This window comes from Microbacterium sp. P03, from assembly GCF_043556235.1.
Classification (GTDB): domain Bacteria; phylum Actinomycetota; class Actinomycetes; order Actinomycetales; family Microbacteriaceae; genus Microbacterium.
Genome location: NZ_JBIGIM010000002.1, coordinates 163,644 through 190,187, shown reverse-complemented (window position 1 = coordinate 190,187; position 26,544 = coordinate 163,644). Strand labels below are relative to the sequence as shown.

At 70.7% G+C, this 26,544-nt stretch carries 16 protein-coding genes; 5 read left to right on the top strand and 11 right to left on the bottom strand.

The annotated features are described in order from the left end of the window. Positions 1 to 2: 2 nt before the first annotated feature. From ACFXOO_RS08060 to ACFXOO_RS08045, 4 genes are read right to left on the bottom strand one after another with little or no spacing between them, the layout of a single operon-like run. A complete protein-coding gene (locus ACFXOO_RS08060) occupies positions 3 to 3,461 on the bottom strand; it encodes a hypothetical protein (RefSeq protein ID WP_394563291.1) in 3,459 nt (1,152 codons plus the stop codon). A gap of 1 nt (position 3,462) precedes the next feature. After that, complete coding sequence (locus ACFXOO_RS08055; protein WP_394563290.1) at positions 3,463 to 6,873, bottom strand: tubulin-like doman-containing protein; 3,411 nt, start codon at positions 6,871 to 6,873, stop codon at positions 3,463 to 3,465. A 38-nt stretch (positions 6,874 to 6,911) separates the two neighbouring features. After that, positions 6,912 to 9,719 (bottom strand): hypothetical protein, encoded by a 2,808-nt coding sequence (locus ACFXOO_RS08050; protein WP_394563289.1) that lies wholly within the window; start codon positions 9,717 to 9,719, stop codon positions 6,912 to 6,914. After that, entirely contained in the window at positions 9,716 to 10,174 is a 459-nt protein-coding gene (locus ACFXOO_RS08045; protein ID WP_394563288.1) for a hypothetical protein, read from the bottom strand. The genes ACFXOO_RS08050 and ACFXOO_RS08045 overlap by 4 nt, the downstream gene beginning before the upstream one ends. Before the next feature lie 247 nt (positions 10,175 to 10,421). Between ACFXOO_RS08045 and ACFXOO_RS08040 the strand changes: the two genes are divergently transcribed. Then, positions 10,422 to 10,637: an AsnC family protein gene (locus tag ACFXOO_RS08040; RefSeq protein WP_378841194.1), complete on the top strand. Its 216-nt coding sequence runs from the start codon at positions 10,422 to 10,424 to the stop codon at positions 10,635 to 10,637. A gap of 64 nt (positions 10,638 to 10,701) precedes the next feature. Next, positions 10,702 to 12,624: an ABC transporter ATP-binding protein gene (locus tag ACFXOO_RS08035; protein ID WP_394563287.1), complete on the top strand. Its 1,923-nt coding sequence runs from the start codon at positions 10,702 to 10,704 to the stop codon at positions 12,622 to 12,624. A 180-nt stretch (positions 12,625 to 12,804) separates the two neighbouring features. On the opposite strand, the gene ACFXOO_RS08030 is transcribed toward ACFXOO_RS08035, so the two are convergent. Further along, complete coding sequence (locus tag ACFXOO_RS08030; protein WP_394563286.1) at positions 12,805 to 14,709, bottom strand: phosphoenolpyruvate carboxykinase (GTP); 1,905 nt, start codon at positions 14,707 to 14,709, stop codon at positions 12,805 to 12,807. Between the two features lie 130 nt (positions 14,710 to 14,839). Between ACFXOO_RS08030 and ACFXOO_RS08025 the strand changes: the two genes are divergently transcribed. Beyond that, on the top strand, positions 14,840 to 16,276 hold the full coding sequence (locus ACFXOO_RS08025) for a helix-turn-helix domain-containing protein (protein WP_394563285.1): 1,437 nt from the start codon (positions 14,840 to 14,842) through the stop codon (positions 16,274 to 16,276). 22 nt (positions 16,277 to 16,298) lie between these two features. Here ACFXOO_RS08025 and ACFXOO_RS08020 read toward each other — a convergent pair whose 3' ends face one another. From ACFXOO_RS08020 to ACFXOO_RS08005, 4 genes are read right to left on the bottom strand one after another with little or no spacing between them, the layout of a single operon-like run. After that, entirely contained in the window at positions 16,299 to 17,291 is a 993-nt protein-coding gene (locus ACFXOO_RS08020; protein WP_394563284.1) for a DUF4436 family protein, read from the bottom strand. A 42-nt stretch (positions 17,292 to 17,333) separates the two neighbouring features. Continuing rightward, complete coding sequence (locus ACFXOO_RS08015; RefSeq protein WP_394563283.1) at positions 17,334 to 18,488, bottom strand: winged helix DNA-binding domain-containing protein; 1,155 nt, start codon at positions 18,486 to 18,488, stop codon at positions 17,334 to 17,336. A 45-nt stretch (positions 18,489 to 18,533) separates the two neighbouring features. Beyond that, on the bottom strand, positions 18,534 to 18,833 hold the full coding sequence (locus tag ACFXOO_RS08010; protein ID WP_394563282.1) for a hypothetical protein: 300 nt from the start codon (positions 18,831 to 18,833) through the stop codon (positions 18,534 to 18,536). Positions 18,834 to 18,892: 59 nt separating this feature from the next. After that, on the bottom strand, positions 18,893 to 20,365 hold the full coding sequence (locus ACFXOO_RS08005; RefSeq protein ID WP_394563281.1) for an NAD-dependent succinate-semialdehyde dehydrogenase: 1,473 nt from the start codon (positions 20,363 to 20,365) through the stop codon (positions 18,893 to 18,895). Between the two features lie 230 nt (positions 20,366 to 20,595). Here ACFXOO_RS08005 and ACFXOO_RS08000 point away from each other — a divergent pair, with 230 nt between their 5' ends. Both ACFXOO_RS08000 and ACFXOO_RS07995 read left to right on the top strand, forming a co-directional pair. Then, positions 20,596 to 21,198, top strand: coding sequence for an RNase H family protein (locus tag ACFXOO_RS08000; protein WP_394563280.1), 603 nt, complete (start codon positions 20,596 to 20,598; stop codon positions 21,196 to 21,198). 203 nt (positions 21,199 to 21,401) lie between these two features. Then, positions 21,402 to 23,054 (top strand): thiamine pyrophosphate-binding protein, encoded by a 1,653-nt coding sequence (locus ACFXOO_RS07995; RefSeq protein ID WP_394563279.1) that lies wholly within the window; start codon positions 21,402 to 21,404, stop codon positions 23,052 to 23,054. 73 nt (positions 23,055 to 23,127) lie between these two features. Here ACFXOO_RS07995 and ACFXOO_RS07990 read toward each other — a convergent pair whose 3' ends face one another. Both ACFXOO_RS07990 and ACFXOO_RS07985 read right to left on the bottom strand, forming a co-directional pair. Then, positions 23,128 to 25,035: an FAD-dependent monooxygenase gene (locus ACFXOO_RS07990; RefSeq protein ID WP_394563278.1), complete on the bottom strand. Its 1,908-nt coding sequence runs from the start codon at positions 25,033 to 25,035 to the stop codon at positions 23,128 to 23,130. Between the two features lie 5 nt (positions 25,036 to 25,040). Further along, on the bottom strand, positions 25,041 to 26,435 hold the full coding sequence (locus tag ACFXOO_RS07985; RefSeq protein ID WP_378841221.1) for an MFS transporter: 1,395 nt from the start codon (positions 26,433 to 26,435) through the stop codon (positions 25,041 to 25,043). Positions 26,436 to 26,544 lie beyond the last annotated feature (109 nt).

The following is a 26,544-nucleotide window of genomic DNA, read 5'->3' as shown; positions in this document are numbered from 1 at the left end:
AGTCACACCCCGGTATCCGCCTCCGGGGACCCGCCGTCGGCTGCCGACGCCGTCCCGGCGTCGCCGCGCACGCTCATCAGGCGCAGCGCCGACTGCGGGACGGGTCCCGCGATGTCGACCCGCCATGAGAGGTCGATCGGCGATGTGCCGCTTTCGGGGAAGGTGACGACGTCGACCTCCGCGCCCGGGCGGAACTCGAGGGTCGAGGCCAAGCGCTGCGGCAGCACGAGATAGCTGCGCACCCGCTCGTGGTGCCGCTCGGCGAGGTCGACGTCAGCCAGGACCGTCGCGCTCAGCGGCGTGACGGGGTCGCGCCGCCGGCCGAGCGTGCCCAGGAGGTACTCGTCCCAGCCGATGTCGTCGCCGCTCCGGTCGAACGGATCGCTCGCCCGGAGGAGCGAGCGCAGCGGGTTGTCGCCGACGGGCACGACGCGCGGGCGACCGCCGTGCAGGTCGCTGCGCTGCGCGGTGCCCACGAGCGCCTCGAGCCGCGGGCCCGCCACACGGGTGAGCACTGCGGTGTCGTCGAGAGCCGCCAACAGCATCTTGCGCGTGTGGTTGGAGGAGTGCGGCAGATCCTCGTCGAGCGCCTCCAGACCGAAGGCGCCGGCCTGGGCTCCGCGTTCCAGACCGACCTCGCGTACGAGCGACGCGAACGCGGCGTGCCGCCAGCCCTTGACGACCAGCTGGTCGGTCATCACGCCACGCAGCCGCGCTGTCGCGGCATGGTCGTCGTCGCGCACCGTGGCGATCTGCAGGGCGAACGGCATGGTCCGCCGCTCCATGTCGTACGGCTGACGCTCGAGCCACGAGGCGGGCACGTGCCAGGGCCGATGGATCGCGCGCGACAGCAGCACCATCCAGTCGACCGCCTGTCGATGCAGCGAGGCGAGGCGGGTGGCCTCCTGCCTCGCCTGTCGGGAGGTCACGCCCAGCTCGGCGAGCCTCGCCCGCTGCACGTCGACCCTGCGCTGGAAACGCGACCAGCCCGCGTGGTAGCGGATGAGGGCGATGAAGGTGAGCAGCACCGCGGCCAGGACGAGGAGCAGCAGGACGATCCGCAGCGCGGTGTACCAGCCGGTGGGATCGAAGGCTGCCACACGTTCGGCCTGGCGTCCCACGGCGGCGAAACCCAGCCACAGCAGCGCTCCGATGCCGAGGACGATCAGCCACCCCACGAGCATCATCCGGTGGAAGCGCCGGCGGAGCCGCAAGAGATCGCCCGGTACGGGGATCTGCATGGCATCGATCTCGTCCGAGAGACGCTTCGACAGGCGCTCGGCCGAGCGCCTCTCCTCCGCCAGGCGGGTGAGGAGTCGCCAGACGAACGAGCGGTCCTGAGAGGCCGCCCATCGGTCGAAGTCTTCGAGGAGCTGACCGCGCGCGACCTGTTCGGTGTCGGCCCGCACGAACGCCGCGCGCGCCTCTTCGCGCTCCGCGTGCGCGGCGGCGAGGTGGGCGGCGTCCTCCGAGATGAGTTCGGTGAACGACCGGCGGCCGGCCGGCATCGGCGGCGGCGGCGTGCGCGGCCGCTCCCGCGAACGCAGCGCGGGCTCCTCGGCGGCCTGCTCCGGTGGGCCGGCCCGGTCGACCGCCTCGGCGACGGCTGCTGCCGGTGGGGCCTGGTCGCCCGGCGACAGGGTGTCGGCCGACGGCGGGGGAAGGGGGACGGATGCCGGATCCGCGGTCATGGTCGCCGGCTGCGTGATCGACCCGTTCGAAGACGCCGCCCATGCCGCCGTGGCGGGCGTGGGATCGACCGGCCGCTGCGGCGGATCCGCCTGTGCCTGCGGCGACGGCGGGGGAAGCGGCTGGGTGGGGGGCGCCGGGGGCGGCTCGGCGATCCCGTCCTGGTCCGGTGCCTGACTCCCCCACGGAACCGGTGACGTCACCGACACGCGCCGCTGCAGCAGCGCGATCTGATCGGACAGGCCGGCTACCGCCTGCTGCGTGGCATCCCGCCGGGTCGCAGCATCCGTCACCCACTCCTCGAGCTTCTCGCGAGGGTCGGCGAGCGCGAGGGCGTACCAGTCCACGCTGTCGGGGAACACCTCGGGCAGCAGCTCCCGCGGCGGAGCCCACGGCTCGCCGGGCAGGGCGAGCACGTCGGACACCCGGCCGAAGATCGGGGTCTTGTCTTCGATGGGCGCGAATCCGAGGTCGGACAGATCCGCGCTGCCGTCGAGCGTTCCGAAAACGAGTTCGCGCAGGCGTGCCCACAGCCGCGGCGTCGTCCGCACGTGCGCGAGGCTGGCAGGGGCGTGCGCCAAGGCTCGCGCGTTGCGTTCGTCCTCCTTCAGGCGTCCGGCGTCCGAAAGCACACCGAGGTCGCGTGCGTCGAAGATCTCGTCGAGGTCCGTGCCGACCACCTCAGCGCCTTCATCGGTGTGCAGCGCGCGCGTGAGCTGACGAGCCGTGCGGGAGGTCAACCAGCGCCAGCTCCAATAGGGCATGCGCACGAGCTTGTCGCCCGAGAACACGAAGAACCGCCCGATCTGCCGCCAGATGCCGGTGCGCCGCTTGGGCGGCTCAGGCGACATCGGCGGCTCGCGGAAGGCCAGAGCGCCGTCATCGACCGTCATCGCGCCGCGCACCATCTCGTCGACGTAGCCGCTGACGAGCGCGTCCTGGATGAACGTCGTGCCCTCGGGCGGCGGGCTGATGCTGGGATCGACGAGCAGCGACTCCGGACGGATGGCCTCGTCGAGCACATGGGCGGCGGTGAGTCGCCCGAGGGACTCGGTGAGGACCGCGTTGACGAAGACGCGGGAGATCCAGATCGCCTGGTGTCCCGACTCCTCGCGGTCGAACAGCTCGAAGCTGCCCTGACTCACGCCGTTCCAGAGGCCCGCGACGCTGGCCAGATGCATCAGGGTGAACCCGACGAACCGCTCGTTCTCGCGGACGAAGGCATCGCCCGACCAGGGGCTCGAACGATCTTCCGGGGCCGCGACGATGACCGCACCGTACTCCCCGGACGCCCAGTCCACCCGCTCGCCGAGAGCGAACTCCGTGGGTGCGCAGATGAGCACGGCATGCTTCAGCTGCACGGGCTGCTCGCGGAGTGTCGCGTGCGGGCTGGGCATCGGCATGGACTTGCGCACCGCGTCGCGGACACGTTCCGCGACGAGGTCCTGCGCGAGGTCCTGCTCGCGCGAGGGCACCGCCGAACGCAGTTTGACCAAGCGGACGACCGTCAGCGGCTCGCGGGCGAGGGCTTCGAACAGGTCGACGTCGACCCGGCTGATCTCGAGGTCGCGACCGACTCCGAGGACCACCGCCTCGATGCGCGGAGGGCCGGCATCGGCCGAGCCGACGCGTTCGGGCTTCACCCAGAGCGCGTGGCTGAGCAGGCCCATCTTGGTCCACTCGCCGGCGAGCGCCAGCAGCGCCTCCCCCTGCTCGCCGCTGGGCAGCAGGATGATGCTCGCCTTCGAGTCGGGCCAGAACCTGTCCGACACGTCAGATCCCCGTGTCCGCAGCCCTCGTGCCCAGCACCGCCGAGGTCAGGTCGTCGAGTGCGCGCAGCAGCTGCTCGCGGATCTCCCAGCTCACCGGGTAGGCGTAGACCGACTCGGAGTGGTCGTGCTCGACGACCTTCTCGACGAACGCGGCGCGCTCGCTCGTGAACCAGTCGCGCAGGGCGGTCTGGCGGTCGGCCAGTTCGTCTCCCGCACTTCCGGCCCGCGCGGGGTCGGGCTCGGGCGAGCCCTCCGGCAGCGTTCCGGACTGCACCCAGTCCGTGAGGATGTCGGACATCGACCCCCGATCGCCGCCGAGCGCACTGAGCGCCCGATAGGCCGCGAGCGGCTCGAGGCTCTCCTCGGAGTTGCACAGCGCGAGCGCAATGGTCAGCGACTGCATCACGACGCCGGGGAAGTCATGCGGTTGCGCGTTGCGCGGGTGCAGGAGCGGATGCGGGAACCAGGCGTACGCGCGCCGCAGGGTGTTCCACACCCCGAGCTTGGGACCCTTCTCGCCGTGGCCGCTCTCGACCTTCAGCTGTCCGAGCGCCTTGGCGACGTACCAACCCCGCAGCATCGTCGCGACGACCGCGGGATCGGCCGGTATCGCCTCGCCGAGCAGCCGCGCCTTCTTGAACTTCCAGAACGCCTCACGGCTGTCCTGCGTGCCCGACTGCGCGAGCCAGCCGCGGGCGATCGGCTCCATCACCGAATCCATCACGATCGGCTGATAGGGGAAGCCCGACATCGCGAATACCTCGATGCCGTCGACCCGCGCGTCCTGGAACCAGGCGGGCGAGGTCGCGTCGTCCCAGAAGCCCATCGATCCGAGGAGGTTCTTCGTGATCGCGTACATCTCGGTGCCCTCCTTGAAAGGGATCGAGCTGAAGACGAGACTCGTCGACTCGTTGACGGCCTTGTCGTGCACCAGACGCAGCAGGGTCGGGTTGAGCTTGACGAGCGGCTCGCTCGCGCCGAGCGCCGCCTGCAGCTGCTCGCGATACTTGTCGCGGCGGCGGCCGAAGACCTCGGGCGTGAGTTCGTGCTCGTCGAAGAAGCTCAGCAGGTCTTCGGTGACATAGGCGTGGAAGGGTGTTCCCTCGCGTCGCATCCACAGTCGCGCGCGCTCCACGTAGGCCTCCGGCTGCGCAGCGACGGTGAACCGGGGCGACTGCGTCTGGTGGCGCGTTTCCGCGTCGGCCGTGACGGCGGGCTTCCAGCCGCGTCGGATGTCGATCAGAGACCACCGGACGGATGCCTCGTCCCCCGCGCGTCCCGGCTCGGCGCCGACGATCAGGTCGCCGATCACGGCGATCATCGCGTCGTCGAAGCGCGCGGCCTCGCTGCGACTGCTGCGCACGAGCTTCTCGAACTCGCGCGGGTACTGCGTGTGCTCGACGAGCAGGCGCTCGTTGGGCGCGGGGGTGTACTTGCGCGGCACGGTGTCGTCGTTGCGGGTCGGCCAGAACGGGAAGTCGTTCTCGCGATCGTCGGGCGTGCGGCGGCTGTTGACCCGCTGGGTGAGTTCGGCGAACGACCCTTCGAGGTGCTCGCGCAGGGGCGCGAGGAACTCTCCGCGCAGCTCCTTGAGCAGCGTGCTCGCGCTCGCACGCAGACCCGCTTCGGACGCCCATTCGAGGGCCTGCGTGAGGCGCTCGACGGCTCCGGCGACAGCATCCTGATCCGGACGGATCGAGTTCTGGTTCGCGGCGAGCTGCAGTTCCTGACTCACGAGCGAGGGCAGCTGCATGACCCACTGGTCGTGATTGTGGGCCTCCACCTCGAGCTGATCGGCGACGCCCTTCAGAACGCGCTCGACGCGTGCGAGGAGTTCGACCACGACCGGCAATCCGCTCGCGGCGACGTACCGGGCGACCGTGTGCAGGATGCGGGAGGGCGCGGCGTCGATCCAGTCGTCGAGGATCAGCTGACGCGCACGCTCGTCGCGCCGCAGCAGCTCGCCGTTGCGGATCGAGTACTCGTTCAGCAGTCGCGTGCTCCAGGTCGAGACATCCAGCCCGCCGTTCTTGTCGAGCAGGTTCGGGTCGCTGAGGCGCTGCTGCACGGCGTGGGCGAGCTCGAGAGTGAGCTGCTCCAGGTTCTCCTTCGCGCGAAGCTCGGTCGTGACGTCGTTGTGGTCGTCGGTGTCTTCGTTGAGGCGCAGATCGCGGATGAACCGCTGGAACGCCTCGTCGGCCTTGACGGCGATCCACTCCTGCTCGGTGCGCTTGGTGAAGAGCTTGTCGTCCTCGGTGTGGGCGTACAGCATGCGGTCCAGCGAGGAGCGCGCCAGGCGCTCCGCGGAGTACTCGAGGAACTTCTCGCGCCCGAGCGTGACACGTCCGAAGCCGAGCGACGAGAAGGGCGGCGAATGGTGCACGGCGCTCATCAGGCCGGACTCGTCGCGCAGGACGTTCGCCCCCACGCGGGCCTGCCAGTTGCCGGACGCGTAGGCGGTGATGTCGTCCTGGACCCGGTCGTCGGTGATCCACGCCGTGAGGCTCGTCGCGACGGCGTTGTAGACCTCGCTCTGGTCGGCGAAGGTGACCTTCGAGTTGCTGCGTCCGACGATGAACGGGTAGGCGGGACCGACCCGGTCCATGGCGCCGCCGTACGAGGGTGCGATGCCCTGATGCTTGAGCAGTTCGAGGGTCGAATCGGACGGGGCCTCGGTCCAGAATCCGTTCATCGTCTCGGCGATGGAGGCGAGCGCGTTGCCGGGCATACCGGCGGTGACGTTCAACTGGTCGAAGACGTCGGGTGCGTAGAGGATGCTGAAGAACTGGTTCGACCACGGTTGCTGCTTGGCGGTCGACTTGACGACCTCGATGACGTCCAGGAACTGCCCCGCCCCCGAGCCTCCTGCGACCGACGAGATGACGATGACGGTGGGGCTGGACGCGCCGCCCTCGTCACGGGCGCGCAGCTGACGACCGAGGGTCTGCAGCTCGGCGAGCGCAGCGGCATCGTTCATGCGGCCGATCGCGGAACGCGCTGCCGCGGCGATGTCCTTCGTCGCCGACAGGGCGACAGCACGTCCGACCGCCCGGTACTGACCGGCGCCCTTCGTCACGTCGACCTTGACGAGGCGGGGGTCGGGCAGCTGCCGTTTGATGTCGCCGTACACGCTGGCGTTCGTGTGGTGCGCACTCTCGATCGAGCGGTAGACGGTGTCGTACGTCGCTCCCGAGCTCACCAGTCCGCGGTACTCCTGCGGCGGCAGGAAGGGGATCGCATAGTCCACGCCGTCCTGGGCGGTCGGGGTGTCGAAGTGCAGGAACTGCCAGGCGGCCGGGATGCCCCCCTGCCAGTTGGCCTGCTGCAGCTTCAGCTCGAGCTGATATTTGATGCCGCGGAGGGTCTTGCCGCCGGAGCCGCCGACACCGATGAGCAGAAACGGTCTGAGCATGGGATCTCGCTTTCGTTCAGGAGAGGGGAGGAGTCTGTTCAGCGCCCGGGGCGCGGGGGTGGTGGGGGTACCGTGCCCGAGCGCGGCGGCGGGGGCGGGACGCTGCCGGTCCCCTGGTCCGGGGCGGGCCGCGGCGGCGTCGCGGACGAACCCGGCCGGGTCGGTGCGCTCGGCGCCGGCACGGACGCGGACGGCGACGGCGCGGGAGACGACGGCGCGGGAACAGTGGTTCCCGGCGCGCTCGACGTCGACGCGGGTGCATCCGCCCGACGCGGAGCCGCGGCATCCTGGATCTGTCCGCGCTGTCGATCGGCGCGCTCGTGGAGGGCCTGCCCGTCGACCTCGATCTCGGCCAGCCGGCTGCGGTACTGGGAGGGATCGCTCGGATCGGGGCGGTGGAAGAACACCGCCGTGCCGTCGACGTCGTCACCTCGGCGGGTGCGGCTGAGCTCGTCGTGGCGGACGACGACCGCCGAGAACGCGTCGAGCGGCAGCTGCCGGAAGCGCACGGTGCCGTCGGCGCGACGCACACCCTCGGAGCCCGCCCGGCGCCCGGTCCGTGCGGAGAGCACCGCTGCGCCCGGGGGCGGCACGATCTCGTACCAGGTCTCGCGCAGAGGGAACCACGGCACCCGCGCGCGGAGTGTTCCCAACGCGGGGTCGTCGATCGTGCGGACATTCCTTCTCGGGGGCTGGTAGCCGAACTGCTGGCCGAGCGACGTCGCGTCCCCGGGCGCTGTCGGGAACACCGTCTCGCGCGCACCGATCCGCAGGGCGAGCGCGGCCCGCTGCGTGTTGGGCTCGAGCTCCAGGCGCGTCGTGTACCAGTTGACCAGCCAGAGCAGCACGAGCGGGACGAGGATGCCGAGCACCAGGAGCCCCAGCGCGAGCAGTCCGACCGCGGCGGCGTTCACCGGCCGGGTCGAGGGGAAGACGACGGGGACGTCCTGGGTGAGCTCGGCCCCGCCACCCGAGACGAAAGTCACGGGGATGCTGGCCTGGACCGTGCTGTCGGCGGCGGTGGGGTTCGCGGCGGCGATCGAGATGCGCACGCCCTCCGACCCCTGCGGGACCGCGATGCAACCGTCGCCGTCCAGATCGGCGGCGAGGTCCCATTCCCAGCTGCCGGCGCGGTCCGCGGCATCGCTGACGATCGACGGGTCCTCCCGCAGACACACCCTGCCGTCGCCGCCGTCTGCGGGGCCGACCACCGTGATCGCGCCTCGCGCCTGCCCGTCGGCTCCTTCGAGCGGGTCCAGCTGCACCGGCACGGTCGCCACGCGCGGGAAGTTCGACGGCAAGACGGTCGTGACCGTCTGCTGAGCCGACACCGGCGCGAGGGTCAGCTGATGCGCGGCCGTCACGAGGGGGTCGATCGCCGCGGTGACCGTCAGCTGCGAGGCGCTGATGTCGGACGGCAGCGGGATCGTGAAGGACCCCGTCGCGAGGTCGAGTTCCGCACCGTCGAGCGTGACCGCCTCCGCGCTCTCCCCCGGCAGCGACGCGCGGAACTCCGCCCGACCGAATGCCGTCAGGTCGGCGGGATCAGCCGAGGTCGAGACCACCCGGCCGGTGACGACCGCGGCGGCCTGTCCGTCCGCGTCGAGCTCGATGGAGCCGGTCTCGTCGAAGCGGATGGAGAGATCGCTGAACAGGAACAACGAGCGGGTGTCACCCGAGGTGAGCTGCCACTGGCCGCGGGCCGCGGCATCTGTCGTCGACACATCGATCACGCTCGAGCCGTCGCGCGCGTCGATGGACGCCCACGGCTGCGGGGCCGTGTCGGATGCCGGATCCAGGCCGGAGTCCGCCGGCGGGGTGAGTGTCCAGGCGCCCTCGCCGAGGACGACCCGGAACCGACTGACGCCCGCATCGACCCAGAAGCGTCCGTCGGCGTCGAACGGGGCGGGGTAGCCGCCGCCGACCTGGGCGCTCAGCTGCAGGAAGACCTGCGCGAGAGACGAGGGGCTGTCCGCCTCGAGGAATGCGCCGTGCACGTAGCTGCTGGGCATCGGCTGCTGCCCGCAGCCGACCGCCGACCCGTCGACCTCGCCCGCGCCCTCCACGAGGGGGCGCATCACCTGACCCTTGTCGGAGGCCGCCGCGTCGGCGGCGAGCAGCACGCCGAGCACGACGACGCCGGACTGCCGGAAGGTGTTGAAGATGCCGAAGCCTTCGGGCGCGTCGCCGTCGGCGTCGATCCGCGCTCCGCACAGGGCATTCAATCCGTCGGCGTTCGCCTGGGCGTCTCCCACGTCGTACGCACCGTCGGTCAGCCAGACCACGACCTGGCAGCCGGGAGCGCTCCGCTGCTGCACGGCGAGCTGCGACTGCGCGCCGTCCAGCGCCTCGATCCAGTTGGTGTACCCGTTCGGCGTGCGTGAGGAGATCGCCTGGCCGAGCTGGTCCGGACTGCCCTCCTGCCACTGCTGCCAGCCGATGTCGGCCGAGAAGCCGGTGCTGAAGAAGCCCGCCGCCCAGTTCACGGCGGTGTCCTCACCCAGGGAGCCGAGCTGCTCGAGGCTGTTGGCGAGGATCGCCGCGCGCAGGACGTCGGGGTCGGAGCCCGGCGTCACACCGTCGTCCTGCACGCGCAGGGACTGCGAGTTGTCGATCAGGTAATAGACGTTCAACACGTCCTGGGAGGCGAGGCAGGTGCGGATGTCGGCGATCGCCGCATCACCGGATTCCGACAGGGACGAATCGGATGCCGCGGCCGTCGTCGTCACGCGCGCGACCGCGGCGGGGTCGGCGGGCGTCGCCGCGAATGCGGCCGGCGCCCCGGTACCGAGGAGGAGGACTGTCGCGACCGCGGCCGCGAGGGCCGCACCCAGACGCCGCCTCACGACCACCCCAGCAGCTCGGACAGCGGCACGCTCAGGTTGAGCACGTGCCACGCGCCGAGGAGGACCCCGAGTCCGGCCGCCCCCGTGAGCGCGCGCGAGTATCCGGGGCGGAGGACGAAGTTGCGATTGCGCGCGCGCCCCCGGCGCTGCCCGACGGCGTCCCAGCCGTAGCAGGCGATCACGGCCACAGGAGTGAGCAGGTACCCCAGGAGGCTCAGCGACCAGTGGTCGGCGGCGACGAGGGGAAGCGGCAGCCCCAGCATCACCACGGTCGCGCTGGCACTGGTCGCGACGATGATGGCGAGCACGATGCTGGCCACGACGGCGGCACCTCCGACGACCAGCGGGAGGACGCTCGCGCGCGGAGGAGCGCCGGCGGCCGGCCGGGCAACGGCGGACGCGGCGGACGACGGGCCGGAACCGCCGGCTCGCGAGGGCAACGGCGGTGCAGACATGCGGCGCGTCCCCTTGATGATTGCGGCCCGGGCTGAGAATGCCGTGGTTCCCCAGAGGGCCACACCGGGAGTGCAGACACAGCCGTCGACACTTCCTCGACGCTCTCACGATAAGCCTGTGTGGGCGGTGTGAACAGGGTCACGGATCCGCATCACGTCAACGTCGGTTGACATTCAAGCGTCGTGTCAACTACAGTTGACGAGCGGATGGCCCGGCACGAGGCATCCGGTCTGCGAAAGGACACCCGTGAGCAGTGATGACATCCGCACCCTCGTCGGCGCGGCCGCCGAGGGAGAGCCGATCGCCGAGCTGCATCGCCTCGCGGGCGTGCGCGTCGAGCTCTCTCGCGCCGAGGAGGTGCAGGTGCGTCGCGCCCGCAACCTCGGCTACTCCTGGCAGGCGATCGCCGCTGCCCTCGGTGTGAGCAGGCAGGCCGCACACAAGAAGTACGGTCGACGCTAGACGGCCTGACCCTGAGGAGAAGGCGTACGTTCGAAGTTCCCCGACGCACGAAAAGGTAACCCGCATGTCGAACACCGCCCCCGCCCGCCGCGGCCGTCGCTCCCAGCCCGAGGGCCCCCGCGCGACCTTCCGACAGCTGCTGCCGTTCATCTTCGAGCACAAGCCCGTGCTGGTCGTGATCGCCGTCCTCAGCGTCGTGGGCGCGGGGGCGACGCTGGCGCAGCCCTTGCTGGTCGGACAGCTGATCGCCCGCGTGCAGAACGGTGAAGCCCTCGGCTCACTCGTCTGGCTGCTCGTCGGTTTCGTGGTGGTTGCCTCGGTGATCTCGGGGTACCAGCACTTCCTGCTGCAGCGCACCGGCACGGCCGTGGTCTACTCGAGCCGCCGGAAGCTCATCGCCCGCATCCTCCGTCTGCCGATCAGCGAGTTCGACGCACGCCGTACCGGCGACCTCGTCTCGCGCGTGGGCACCGACACCACCCTGCTCTACGCCGTGCTCACGCAGGGGCTCGCCGATGCCGTCGGCAATGTGCTGATCTTCCTCGGAGCACTCATCGCGATGGCCATCATCGACCCGATCCTGCTTGCACTCATCGTGCTCGTGATCGGCATCTCCCTGCTCGGCGTCGTGCTTCTGAGCGGCCGGATCCGCACGGCATCGGCCGAACAGCAGGTCAAGGTCGGCGAGCTCGCCTCGGGCGTCGAGCGCGCCGTGGGCTCGATCCGCACCGTGCGCGCATCGGGGGCGACGCAGCGCGAGATCGACAGCGTCACGGGCCTCGCCACCGACGCCTACGGCGTGGGCGTCCGCATCGCGAAGGTGTCGGCACTCGTGGTTCCGGTCGCGAGCATCGCCCTGCAGGTCTCCCTGCTCGTCGTGCTCGGCGTGGGCGGCTTCCGCGTCGCCTCCGGAGCCATCACGATCGCCAGCCTGGTGACGTTCATCATGTTCCTCTTCATGCTGATCGCACCCCTCGGATCGACGTTCGGTGCGATCACCTCCGTCAACCAGGCACTGGGAGCGCTCGGTCGCATCCAGGAGGTGCTCGACCTCCCCACCGAGGAGCAGGAGGACTCGCGGCTGGCCGCCACCGCGCCGCGCGTCGGGGCCGATCCCGGCGCCGCCATCGAGTTCGTCGACGTCCACTTCGCCTACCCCGCCCACGTGATCGCGGCGCGCTCGGCCGCCGAGGCCGAGGCCGCCAAGGTGCTCGAGAACGCGCACGTCGACCCCGCCACGACCTCGATTCCCGTCGTCGAGGACGCCGTGCCCGCGGGAGCCGCAGCGGCAGCGCCGGATGCCGCGGCCGGCGTCCTGCACGGAGTGTCGTTCCGCGTCCCGCGTGGCGCGCGCGTCGCCCTCGTCGGACCCTCCGGCGCCGGCAAGAGCACGATGCTCGCGCTGATCGAGCGGTTCTACGATCCGACGGGCGGCGCGATCCTCGTCGGCGGCGAAGACGTGCGCACGCTCGACCGCACCGCGCTCCGCGCTCAGCTCGGATATGTCGAGCAGGATGCGCCGACCCTCGCGGGGTCGATCGCCGACAATCTGCGGCTGGCGTCTCCCGGGGCATCCGATGCGGAATGCGAGGCGGTGCTGCGCGCGGTCAACCTGGGCGACGTGCTCGAGCGCGACCCGCTCGGTATCGACGCGCCCGTCGGCGAGAGCGGCGTGATGCTCTCCGGCGGTGAGCGCCAGCGGCTCGCCATCGCCCGCGCGCTGCTGGCCGCCCCGCCGATCCTGCTCCTCGACGAGTCGACGTCGTCGCTCGACGGCCTGAACGAGCAGCGGATGCGCGACGCGCTCGATGCCGTCGCCTCGGGGCGCACGCTCATCGTCATCGCCCACCGACTCTCGACGGTCGTCGACAGCGACCTCATCGTGGTGCTCGATCACGGCCGGGTCGTGGGCCAGGGCACGCACAGCGAGCTGGTCGCGTCGACCCCGCTGTACCGCGATCTCGCACGCCACCAGCTGCTGGTGTAGCCGCGATCCGCCGCGGCGCCTCGCCGTTCGCAGGAACCGTCGGACTGGAGTCGCCCCGGCGGCCACCCGAGGCGGCAACCGTCCCACCTTTCCTTCACACGAACGCGCCCGGGCACGCTCCGGCCGGTGGAACGACGGATGCCGCGACCGAAAGGTCGCGGCATCCGTCGTTCGCGAGCGTCAGGCCCGGGCGACCTTGAGCCGGTAGCGCAGAGCGGCGAGCTCGGACTGGAGGGCCGCAGGGATGCGGCCGTCGAACGTGCCGTAGAACTCCTCGGTGAGGTCGGCTTCGCGCATCCACGAGCCGGCGTCGACGGAGAAGAGCTCGTCGAGGTCGGCCTGCGGCACGTCGATGCCGTCGAGGTTGAGGTCTCCGGTCAGGGGCAGGCGGCCGATCGGGCTGTCCTGCGTGCCGACCCGGCCCTCGACGCGCCGGATGATCCAGTCGATGACGCGCGAGTTGTCACCGAAGCCGGGCCAGAGGAAGCGCCCGTCGGCACCCTTCCGGAACCAGTTGACCTGGAAGATGCGCGGTGCGCGGTCGAAGCGCAGGCTCTGGCCGACCTTGAGCCAGTGACCGAAGTAGTCGGCCATGTTGTAGCCGCAGAAGGGAAGCATCGCGAACGGGTCGCGGCGGAGCTCCCCGACCGTGCCCTCGGCGGCCGCGGTGCGCTCCGACGAGATGTTCGAGCCCATGAAGACGCCGTGCGCCCAGTCGGTGGCCTCGACCACGAGCGGGACGTTCGTCGCTCGGCGACCGCCGAACAGGATGACATCGAGGGGAACGCCCTCGGGGGTGTCCCAGTCGGAGGCGATCTGCGGGCACTGCGCGGCGGCGACGGTGAAGCGGGAGTTGGGGTGGGCGGCCGGGCGACCGGAGTCCGGCGTCCAGTCGTTGCCCTCCCAGTCGACGAGCCGCGGCGGAGCCTCGTCGGTAAGGCCCTCCCACCAGACATCGCCGTCGGGACGGAGAGCGACATTCGTGAAGATCGTGTTGCCCCAGAGCGTCTCGACCGCGGTGACGTTCGTGGATTCGCCGGTGCCGGGCGCGACGCCGAAGAAGCCTGCCTCGGGGTTGATCGCCCAAAGCCGTCCGTCGTCGCCGGGGCGCAGCCACGCGATGTCGTCGCCGAGCGTCTCGACCCGCCAGCCGGGGATCGTCGGTCGCAGCATCGCGAGGTTCGTCTTGCCGCATGCCGACGGGAAGGCTGCGGCCACGTGGTAGGCCTTGCCCTCGGGGCTGACCACCCGGATGAGCAGCATGTGCTCGGCGAGCCAGCCCTCGTCGCGGCCGATCACAGAGGCGATCCGCAGCGCGAAGCACTTCTTGGCGAGGATCGCATTCCCGCCGTAGCCCGAGCCGTAGGAGTAGACCTCGAGCGTGTCGGGGAAGTGCACGATCCACTTGTCGTCGTTGCACGGCCAGTCGGCGTCCTTCTCGCCCGGGGCCAGCGGCGCACCGACGGTGTGGACCGTCTTCACCCACGGCTTGCCGGCCGCGATCTCCTGCGTCACGGCCGAGCCGACGCGCGTCATGATGCCGATCGACGTGACGGCGTAGGGGCTGTCGGTGACCTGCACGCCGATGTGCGAGAGCGGGCCGCCGACGGCACCCATCGAGAAGGGGACGACATACATCGTCCGGCCGCGCATCGAGCCTTCGAACAGCCCGTTCATCTTCGCGCGCATCTCGGTGGGGTGCGCCCAGTTGTTGGTCGGGCCGGCGTCTTCCTCGAGCTCCGAGGCGATGAAGGTGCGGCCTTCCGTGCGAGCGACATCGCTCGGGTGGGACCGCGCGAGGTAGGAACCCGGGCGCCACTCGGGGTTGAGCTTGATGAGCTTCCCCTCGGCGACCATCTCGTGCAGCAGCGCGTCGTTCTCGCCGCGTGAGCCATCGATCCAATGGATGCGAGCGGGCTGCGTCAGCTCCGCGATCTCGTCCACCCAGGCGAACAGCTCATCGAGTGCGCCGCCCGCGACCTGGGGGCGGGCGCCGTAGCCGCGGAGCGACGAGCGGCCGGCGACCGCGCCGCCGATGGCCGTCGGACGGGTGACGGGGCGGGTGAAGATGTCTGCCAATGCCATGGTCTTTCCTTCGTGTCGATCAGCGTGGGTCGATCTCGGATCGGGGCTCACCTCCACTCTGACGCGCAGCATCCGTTCTTATCGGAGTTATCCTCGCTAAGAAATGCGAATCTTTCGATAACATCAAAGAATGGCGCCCACCCCCCTCGAGCTGAGCACCCTCGGCCACCGCATCCGACACCAGCGCGTGGCCCACGGCTTCACGCTGGACGAGCTCGGCGAGCGCGTCGGCGTCGCGGGAAGCCAGCTCAGCCTCATCGAGAACGGCAAGCGCGAGCCCAAGCTGTCGCTGCTGCAGGCGATCGCGACCGCGACCGGGGTCGACGTCACCGATCTGCTGTCGTCCGAGCCCCCGAACCGGCGTGCGGCGCTCGAGATCGAGCTCGACCGTGCGCAGAGCGGCACGGTGTTCCGGCAGCTCGGCGTGGCACCCGTGAAGGTCACGAAGGGCATCAGCGACGAGACGATCGAGTCGATCCTCGGACTGCACCGCGAGCTGCAGCGCCGCGAGCGCGAGACGATCGCGACACCGGAGGAGGCTCGTCGCGCGAACACGGAATTGCGATTGCGGATGCGCGCGCGCAACAACTACCTGCCCGAGATCGAGCGACTCGCCGAGAAGCAGCTCAAGGCCGCCGGACACGGATCAGGAGCCCTCACGCACCGCACCGTGAGCGTCATGGCCGGGCAGCTCGGCTTCGAGTTGATCTATGCCGGCGATCTGCCGCACTCGGCCCGCTCGGTGACCGACCTCGAGAACGGACGCATCTACCTGCCGCCCGCGTCCATCCCCGGCGGACACGGGCTGCGTTCGATGGCGCTGCAGGCCATGGCGCACCGCCTCCTCGGCCACGAACGCCCCACGGACTACGCCGATTTCCTGCAGCAGCGTCTGGAGATCAACTACTACGCGGCCTGCTGCCTCATGCCCGAGACAGCCTCGGTCGCTTTCCTCGATCAGGCCAAGCGCGACCGCGACCTCGCCGTCGAAGACTTCCGCGACGCCTTCGGGGTCACCCACGAGGCGGCCGGCATGCGCATGAGCAACCTCCTCACACAGCACTTCGGCATTCCGCTGCACTTCCTGCGGGTCGACGGATCGGGCGCGATCTCCCGCGTCTACGAGAACGACGACCTCCCCCTGCCGATGGACGTCACCGGCGCCGTCGAGGGGCAGATCGTGTGCCGCCGGTTCCTCGCTCGCTCGGCCTTCGCCGAGCAGAATCGCACGACCGAGCACTACCAGTACACCGACACCCCCGCCGGGACGTTCTGGTGCTCGACCCAGACCGGGACGACGGATGCCGGGGAGTTCTCCATCACCGTCGGGGTGCCGTTCGACGACGCGAAGTGGTTCCGCGGACGCGAGACCCAGAAGCGCGACGTGTCGACCTGCCCGGACGACGCGTGCTGCCGTCGACCCCCCGCGGAGACCGCATCGCGATGGGCGGGCAAGGCGTGGCCGAGCGCGCGCGTGCACATGCACATGTTCTCGCCGCTCCCCCGGGGTGCTTTCCCCGGCGTGGACGACAACGAGGTGTACGCCTTCCTGGACCGGCACGCCTGAGCGGAGCGATCCCCGCCGCGCATCAGGTGTCGGCTGCCGCCGCGTCCCTATTCGCCGCGTCACCCGCCGCGGCCGGCGCGACGATGACCGCGGCATCCGCGTCGTCCTTGCCCGCGCGAAGACGCGGCGACCAGCGCAGCCACGCGACGACGTAGATCACCAGTCCGGCCACCAGCCCGGCGATGACCCACAGGACGACGATGAAGTCGATCCACGAGCCGATCGGCGGAGACCCGGGCAGGAAGTTGCGCAACGGGATCGTCGCGAACAGCATGGCCGCGGTCCAGCTCATCAGCGAGGGCTCGACCTTCCGCCGACCTCGCAGCACCGTGACGGTGACGACGAGCACGAGCACCGCCATCGCGACCATCAGCGAGAGCAGGACGATCCCGAACACGATGGTCGCCCCCGAGCGTGATGCGGTGATGACGAGCGAATCGACGGGGGTGTCGATGCCGTTGACGGTGGCGGTCGCGCCCCGCTTCTCGGGCTCGATCTGGATCGACCAGCCCGGCACCCCGCCCCGCCCCGCGAGGTAGGCGTTCACTGCTTCGATGTCGTCGCCTGTGCCCGCCCCGGCCACGATCGTGGTCACCACCGAGTACCGGTCGAAGGGCCAGAGCTCCACGTAGCCGTGCGTGACGAGATCGACGCTCACCGACGAGGTGAGCGTGTGGGCGGGGAACTCGAACAGGCGGGGGCCGTCGTTCTCGGTCACCACCAGAGTCACCGGCTCCGACAGCCTTCCGTCACCGTCGTCGAGCGGGCCGGGTGAGGTCAGATCGATCGTCATGGCGAACCTGTTGCCCGCGGCGGAGACGGACTGCGGCTGCAGTGTCAGGCCGATGCCGTCGTCAGGGACCTCGCTGGGCAGGCCGTCGGTGGCGGGACGACTCGTGACGGCGTAGAGCAGCACAACCGCCACATAGAGGACGACGAAGCCCGCGACCAGCCCGATCACGAGCCAGGGCGCCCGTCGACCCCGCGGCGGGTCGTCTGCGCGGCTGCTCGACACGTGGCCAGTGTGGCACGGGATGCTCAGCCCTGCGGACGCCCATCACGCAGCGAGGAAGCGGGCGTACCTCGACAGCGCTGCCGCGACGTCGTCCGCCGGGGCGCCGCCGGCCGCGAAGAGCTCGGGCACCGGCTCGTCGCGGTGCCGCCCGACCGCCCGGGAATGCGTCCAGACCCCGACGATCTCGCCGTCGGCGACGAGGATCGGCCGTACCATTCCGTTCCTGCCCGGCCCGATGCGCGGGAGCGCCTCGCGTGCGCACGGGACCGTCCGGTCGGCGTAGGGAAGGTAGTACTCGTCGAAGGCGGGCAGCGCGAGCACACGGGGAGCCCGTCCGGGCCGTCGGGCAGCGGGCGCGGCCGCGAGGTAGACGGGCTCCGCGACGGCGGTGGGTGTCCGCCCCTCGTCGAGGCCTTCCGCCGGTGGCGCGGCGTCCACGATACGAAGACGATCGGATGCCGCCTCCGCCGCCGCGCGGGCGACCCCGAGGGGCAGCCCGGCCCACCACGCGAAGTCGCGCGGGCCCGCCGGACCGTGCGACGCGACGTAGCGGACGAACATCTCGGCGAGGGGATCGGCCGGGGACGCGGCATCCGTCGCCCATTCGTCGGTGCGCACGATGAACTGCTCGCGCGTCGGACCGTCGCTCCGCGCGACGACGGGCCCCTGGCAGACCACCCCGCGCACCGACAGTGCGACCAGGACGTGGTAGCCGCGCTGACCCCGCGTCGAGATCCCCGCCTGCTCGAGGACGGCGAAGAGCTCGTCGCGCGTGAGGCGGTTGCCACCGGCGAGCGCGGCCATCGTCGCGGTCTCGGCCCGCGCGATCTCCGCCTCGTCGATCCCCTCGGCGCGATGAACGCCGGCCGCCGTCCGCAGTTGGCGCTCTCCGGTGAGAGCCAGCACCCAGGACAGATCCCGGGCCGGGATGACGTGGATGGTGCCGCGCATCGTCCACGAGCGCACGAGCTCGCCCCGGTCGAACGCGGCGTCGACGTCGCTGACCGTGGGGTCGCCCCGGGTGCGCACGGCCAGAGCCCAGCGGGCGCCGGCGAAATCCTGCGCCTGGACCGCCAGCATGTGCGCGCCGACGTCGGCGAGCGTCGCCGCAGGGGCGGAGAGGCGGTGCGAGCGGAGCCTCTCAGCCCGAGCGACGGCGACGTCCATGCGACCCATCATGGCGAGGGGTACCGACACGGCACGCGCCCGTCCCCTCCTGCCGCCGACCGCGAGCGGCGCGGATCAGGCGAAGTCGTCGACGAAGCGCACGTTGTATTCGGCCACCCGCTGAGGGACCCCGGCGAAGACGGCGGCACGCGCGTCGGAATCCATGTAGGTGGCCTCGAGCGCGAGGAATGCGTCCTGGTCGCCGGGCGCGCTGACCGCCCACACGAACTCGTTCGTCTCGCGCAGCCCGTACGCGAACTCGATCGCGAAGCCCGCCTCGGGCCGCACCCGGGGCATGCTCCCCTGCCACCAGGAGAGGAAGGCGTCGTATTCGCCGTCGACGAGCGTGTATCTGCGCAACTGGATGGTCTTCATCCGCCCAGCCTGGCACGGATGGACGGATGCGGAACGCGCTCGGACGCGGCCGGTGCGCCCTACCCGAACGGGTTGGGGGTGAGCGTGTACTTGGTCTGCATGTACTCGTGGATGCCCTCGGCGCCGCCTTCGCGCCCGAGGCCCGACATCTTCCAGCCGCCGAACGGAGCCGCCGCGTTCGAGACGACACCCACGTTCAGGCCCATCATCCCGGTCTCGAGACGCTCGATCATGCGCTGACCGCGGGCCAGGCTCTCGGTGTAGACGTAGGAGACCAGTCCGTACTCGGTGTCGTTGGCGAGTCGCACGGCGTCGTCCTCATCGTCGAAGGTGACGATCGCAAGCACCGGGCCGAAGATCTCCTCGCGGAGGATGTCGCTCCCCTCCTGCACCCCCGACACCACGGTGGGCTCGTAGAACGTGCCGTCACGCTCGATCGCGTGCCCGCCCGTGCGCACGGTCGCGCCGCGGGAGACGGCATCCGCCACCAGCTGCTCGGCCTTCGCGACCGCACGGTCATCGATCAGCGGGCCGATCGTGACGCCCTCTTCGGTGCCGCGGCCGATCTTCATGGCCTTCACCCTGTCGGTGACGCGCTGGGCGAACTCATCCGCGACCGACGAGTGCACGATGAACCGGTTCGCGGCCGTGCAGGCCTGGCCGATGTTGCGGAACTTCGCCGCGATCGCACCCTCGACGGCCTTGTCGAGGTCGGCGTCGTCGAAGATGACGAACGGGGCGTTGCCGCCGAGTTCCATGGAGGTGCGCAGCACGCCGCTCGCGGCCTGCTCGAGCAGCTTCACGCCGACGGGGGTCGAGCCGGTGAACGAGAGCTTGCGCAGGCGCGGGTCGCGGATGATCGGCTCGGACACCGCGCCCGACGTCGATGTGGTGATGACATTGACGACGCCCTTCGGAAGGCCGGCGTCTTCGAGCAGCTTCACGAAGAACAGCGTGGTCAGCGGTGTCAGCTCGGCGGGCTTGATGACGACCGTGCAGCCGGCGGCGAGCGCCGGGGCGATCTTGCGGGTGGCCATCGCGAGCGGGAAGTTCCAGGGGGTGATCAGGAAGCACGGGCCGACCGGATGCTGCGACACGATCATGCGACCCGTGCCCTCGGGGTTCGCGCCGTAGCGCCCCTGGATGCGGGGCGTCTCTTCGCTGAACCACCGCACGAACTCGCCGCCGTAGACGACCTCCCCGCGCGCCTCCGCCAGCGGCTTGCCCATCTCGAGGGTCATGAGCAGAGCGAAGTCCTCCTTGCGCTCCTGCAGAAGGTCGAACGCCCGGCGGAGCAGCTCGGCGCGCTGCCGCAGGGGGGTGGCGGCCCATCCGGGGAACGCCGCATCGGCGGCGGCCAGCGCGGCCATGCCGTCGGCCGGCGAGGCCGACGCGATCTCCTTGATCACCGCGCCGGTCGAGGGGTCGTACACCTTGAGCGTCTTGCCGCCCTCGGCCGCGCGCCACTCGCCGCCGATGAAGAGCCCGTCGGGCACGTCGGCCAGCAGCGGGGTTTCGCGGTTCTCACTCATGGGGACTCCCTCGTCGCACGACGGGATGCTGCAGCCCGCAGCATCCGCTCTGTGCATCGTATACGATCCAGCGTTTTCGCTCCTCCTATTCTGGGGAGGTGGGAACGGCCTCGCGCTCGCCGCGACGGCGAGTGACACGGTGTGGATGGGCCGCGACGTACACGCTGCGGTCGGGCCGATGGCACCGCCGGGATCGGCGAGGATGGAAGTCCCTCGACCTCAGGAGACACGTGACGATCACCGCTGCCGCAGACGGATCCGCCCTCGGCAACCCCGGACCCGCAGGCTGGGCCTGGTATGTCGATGACAGCGCGTGGGCGGCCGGCGGCTGGGCGCACGGCACGAACAACATCGGCGAGCTCACGGCGGTGCTGGAGCTGTTCCGCGCCACCGCTCATGTCGACGACGACCTGCTGATCCTCTGCGACAGCCAGTACGTCATCAATTCGATCACCACGTGGATGCCGGGTTGGAAGAAGCGCGGCTGGCGGAAGGGCGACGGCAAGCCGGTGCTCAACCTCGAGCTGATGCAGGCGCTCGACGCCGCCATCGCCGGCCGGCGCTATCGGTTCGAATGGGTGAAGGGGCACGCGGGTCACCCGCTGAACGAGGCCGCCGACGTGCGCGCCCGCGGTGCCGCCGAGGCCTACCAGCGCGGCACCCCCGTGCAGAGCGGACCGGGATACCCGGGTGCGGTGACCGCCGGCGCCGCGGACCGGCGGGGGGTCTCGGCCGGTGCGGCCGAGGAGGCCGACGCCGACCCGACCTCGCGGAACCCCGCCCGTTCCGCCGCCCCTGCGGCAGGACCCGCCCCCACCCTCTTCGACTTCTGACCCTCACGGGCCCACCCGACGACGGCGGGAACGGACGCGAAGAGGGCGGGAGGCGCGGGACGGGACGCACCGCCGTAGGATGAACGCGTCCGGTGCGTGAGATCACCGGTGCCCGCAAAAGGGGCACGCAGCCACCCTCGACGTCGGGGCGCGCGAGACACATACGGGAATCAGCATCCGTCACCGTCTCGAAAGGCTCCGTCATGCCCACCGTCTCCGCGCACGTCGCCGTCACCCTCGCCCAGCACGTCCATCACGTGTTCGGCCTCATGGGCAACGGCAACGCCTACTTCATCGACGCCCTTGAAACCCAGACCGATGCCGAGTACGTCGCGATGCGCCACGAGGCCGGCACGGTCGTGGCCGCCGACGCGCACTACCGCGCCTCGGGCCGCCTGGCCGCGGCGACCTCGACCTACGGCGCGGGCTTCACCAACACGCTCACCGCCCTCGCCGAAGCCGTTCAGGCGCACGTGCCGCTCGTGCTGGTCGTCGGAGACGAGCCCACGTCGGGTCCTCGGCCCTGGGACGTCGATCAGATCGCCCTCGCGTCCGCCGTCGGTGCGCGCACCTACACGGTGGGACGGACGGATGCCGCGGCCACGACCGTCATCGCCATCGAGCACGCCCTCACCTATCGGGTGCCCACCGTGCTCGCGATCCCGTACGACGTCGCCGCCCTCGAGGCGGGCCCGGTCCTGCGCTCCCCGGCGCCTCGACTGCCCCGGCCCCTCCCGGTGACGGGATCGTTCGCGGAACGCGCCGTGGCGGACCTCGCCGACACCCTCGCGCACGCCGAACGGCCGGTGCTGCTGGCCGGCCGTGGGGCGTGGCTGGCCGGCGCACGTGAGGCCCTCGGCGCACTGGCTGACGCGACCGGCGCACTCACCGCGACCACGGCGCTCGGGCGTGGCGTGTTCCCCGACCCCCGCTACGACCTCGGCGTGACCGGCGGTTTCGGCGCTCACGGCGCGATGGAGCGCATCCGCGAAGCCGATGTGGCGGTCGTGTTCGGCGCATCGCTGAACCAGTTCACGATGCGGTTCGGCGACCTCTTCGCCCCCGGTACGAGGGTCGTGCAAGTCGACATCGCGCCCACGGCGACGCACCCGCACGTCGGCGGCTACGTGCGCGGAGACGCGCGGGTCATCGCGGGTGTGCTCGTCGAACAGCTGCGCGCCGGCGGGGCGGCGGCGAGCGGATGGCGCGAGTCGGTCGACGTCGCGTCTGCCCTGCGCCGCGACCACGGCGACGGGCTGGCCCCCGATGGACGACTCGACCCACGGTCGGCCGCAGTGCGGATCGGCGAGCTGCTGCCCGACGATCGCGTGGTCGTCTCGGACGGCGGCCACTTCATCGGCTGGGCGAACATGTACTGGCCCGTCGCCTCCCCCGATCGCATGATGATGATCGGCACCGCGTTCCAGTCCATCGGCCTCGGCTGGCCGAGCGTCGCCGGGGCCGCGGCCGCCCAACCCGAGGCGACCATCGTCCTGACCACCGGCGACGGCGGCGGACTGATGGCGCTCGCCGACCTCGAGAGCGCCGTCCGTGTGGCGGGCGGCCGCGGCGTGGCGGTCGTCTGGAATGATGCCGCCTACGGCGCCGAGGTCAACCTCTACGGACTCAAAGGCCTGGCCGAGGAACCGATGCGCATCCCCGAGGTCGATTTCGCCGGTCTCGCCCGAGCGGTCGGTGCTGAGGGTGTCGTGGTGCGCTCGCTCGCTGACCTCGACCGCCTCGCCGAATGGACGACGCAGGATGCGGCATCCCGCCCCTTCCTGCTGCTGGATCTGCGCATCTCGGGCACGGTGATCGCGCCGTACCAGGAGGAGATCATCCGCGTGAACTCCTGAGGACCGGCCGGAGGCGATCGCGGCCCTGCGAGCTGCTCGCAGAGCACCACGCAGGGCCGCGCGCGGCGCGCAGTCAGGCTTCGACGGTTGCGCGCTGCGGCAGCAGAATCCCCTCGAAGAAGGCTTCGAGCTCGGCTGTCGCCGTCAACGGGAGCACGTGGGCGACGTACTGGTCGGGGCGGACCACCACGACCACGCCGTCACGCGACAGGCCGCGCTCTGCGAAGATGTCGCTCGGATTCCACCGGTTGATGCCGGCGGCGAAGACCTTCTCCCAGTCCGGCAGGCCGAGCGCGCCCGTGCGCGGTCGGAACACCGCGGGCACGGCGGTCGCGTCGATGGCCTCGTAACCCTGCTGGTAGATCACCTTCACGTCGAACACGGCGTCGGCATCGGCCCCCGCCGGCGTGAACCGGGCGACCGGCGACTCCTCCGAGTCCATCCACGCCGCCCACGTCGCGAGCGCCGAGGAAGCACTCAGCCCCTCCGCGTCGGCGAACGCATAGATGCGCCAGCGACCGTCGGCCTTCGCGTGGTGACCGAGGTGCACGACGTTGCCGTCGGCGACGAGCGAGACCGGCGACGACTTGAAGCGCTTGCCGAGCGGGAACCCGGACGCGAGCTCCTGCCGGGCGCCGTCCGCGATGATCGCCGACGGGCCGTACTGCGTCATGAAGCCCGAGGGGAATTCGGCCGTGGCGAGGTAGTAGGTCGCGAGGCTCTCCGGGTCGGAGATCTCCTCGGGCTTCCGTGCCATCAGCGACGACCACTCCTTGTCGAAGTCGATGAGCTGCTGCGCCACCGGCTGGCGCTCGGCGCTGTACGTCGCGAGCAGACTCTCCGGGCTCAGGCCGGCGAGCACGCTCCCGAGCTTCCAACCCAGGTTGAAGCCGTCCTGCATCGATACGTTCATGCCCTGGCCCGCTTTCGCACTGTGGGTGTGGCAGGCGTCGCCGGTGAGGAACACCCGCGGGCTGCGGTCCAGACCCTCTGGCACATCGTCGAACTTGTCGGTGATGCGATGCCCGACCTCGTAGACGCTGTGCCATGCGACGCTCTTCACGTCGATCGTGTACGGCTGCAGGATCTCGTTGGCCCGGCGGATGATCTCGTCGATCGGAGTCTGGCGCACCTGGTGGTTGTCGTCGTCCGCCACTTCGCCGAGGTCGATGTACATACGGCTGAGGTAGCCGCCCTCCCGCGGGATGTGCAGGATGTTGCCCGCCTCCGAATTGATCGCGCACTTGATGCGCCAGTCCGGGAAGTCGGTGTCGACCAGCACGTCCATCACTCCCCAGGCGTGCGCCGAGCTGCCCCCGAGGTGTGTGCGGCCGATCGCCTCGCGCACTCCGCTGCGCGCGCCGTCGCAGCCGACGACGTACCTGGCATGCACGGTCCGCTCCTGCCCCGCGCGCTCGCCGGCGGTGTGACGCAGCCGCACCTCGACGGGGTACTCCCCGCGGTCGCGCACGGTGAGGCCGACGAACTCGACGCCGTAGTCCGGCACGATACGCCCGGGGCCGTGCGCCGCCGCCTCGGCGAAGTAGTCCAGCACCCGCGCCTGGTTCACGATGAGGTGCGGGTACTCGCTGATGTCGTACGCGTAATCCGCGGTGCGCGAGCGCCGGACGATCCGCCGAGGGTTCTCCGGGTCGGGCCCCCAGAAGTTCATCCACCCGATGTTGTAAGCCTCGGCGACGATGCGCTCGGCGAAGCCGAACGCCTGGAACGTCTCGACGCTGCGCGGCTGGATGCCGTCGGCCTGCCCGAGCACGAGCCGCCCGTCCCTCTTCTCGATCAGCCGGGTCGAGACGTCCGGGAACTGGGCCAGTTGCGCGGCGAGCAGCATTCCCGCCGGTCCCGATCCGACGATGAGCACGTCGATCTCGTCGGGCAGATCCGCTGGCCGGTCGATCCCGGTGCCCGCGGGGGCGCTCACCCGCGGGTCACCCGAGACGTAGCCGTGGTGGTGGAACTGCATCGCGCTCAGACCTTCGACAGACCGTAGATCGGGCTCACCGACTGCTCCGCCTCGTGATCGAGGCCGAGCGGGATGCCGGACCGGTCGCGAAGGAGGAGCGTGGCGATGAGGCCGATGACCGTCATGCCGGCGAGGTACCACGTGACCGACATCGTCGTCCCCGTGGCCTGCACCAGAGCGGTCGCGATGGTCGGGGCGAAAGCGCCGCCGAGGATGGCGCCGATCGCGTAGGAGATCGACACCCCCGAGAAGCGGATCGACGCCGGGAAGAGCTCGGAGTAGAGCGCCGCCTGCGGGCCGTACGTGAAGCCGAGGCCGATCGTGAGGATCGCGAGCCCGAGGAACAGCAGCCCGATGTCGCCGGTGTTCACGAGCGGGAACAGGGTGAACACACCGACCAGCTGCAGGATCCACCCGATGACATAGGTCGTGCGGCGGCCGATGCGGTCCGAGATCCATCCGGCGAAGAACGTCGACAGCAACCAGGTGACGGCCGAACCCGCGACCGCCCACAGCACGGGCCCGCGCTCGAGGGCGAGGGGCCCGTCGGGGTTGGTCGCGTAGCCCTGGATGTAGCCGCCGGTGGTCATGTAGCCCACCGCATTGTTGCCGGCGAAGACGAGGGCGGCGATGAGGACCAGCAGTGCATGCTTGCGGAACAGCTGCACGATGGGCATCTGCGCCTTCTCCTTGCGCTCGGCGAGCTCGGCGAACACCGGGCTCTCCTCGACGCGACGGCGCACGTACCACCCGATGAGGATCAGCACGACCGACAGCAGGAACGGCACGCGCCAGCCCCACTGCACGAAGGCGTCGCCGGGGGCGATCATCGCCATGAGGGCCATGACTCCCGAGGCGAGCAGCAGACCCAGGGGCACGCCGATCTGCGGCGAAGCGCCGAACGCCCCGCGCCGCGACTTGGGGGCGTGCTCGACGGCCATGAGCACCGCACCGCCCCACTCTCCGCCGGCGGACAGGCCCTGCAGGATGCGGAGCACGACGAGGAGGATCGGCGCGGCGATCCCGATCGCGTCGTAGGTCGGGAGGAAGCCGATGAGTGCCGTGGCCAGCCCCATCAGGATCAGCGTCCACATCAGCACGACCTTGCGGCCGTACTTGTCGCCGAAGTGGCCGGCCAGGAATGCGCCGAGGGGGCGGAAGAGGAAGCTCACGCCGACGGTCGCGAAGGCGATGATCGCGCTGTTCGCCCCGAGCGGGGCGAAGAACAGCTGCCCGAACACCAGGCCGACGGCCGTGGCGTAGATGAAGAAGTCGTACCACTCGACGGTGGTGCCGACGACGGTGGCGAACACGACGCGACGCCGATCGGTGGTCGAGGCGATCGTGCCGGTCGGGGTGAACCCGGAGGGTGCGGGCGGACGGGATGCGGGGGCGGACATCGTGGTGACTCCTTCGTCGGTGGTGCAGCGCTGCTGCGGACTTCGCTGTCACGGTGCAGCCGGGTCGACGGTTGCTCCGATAACGAGGATCATATACGATCTGAGATAC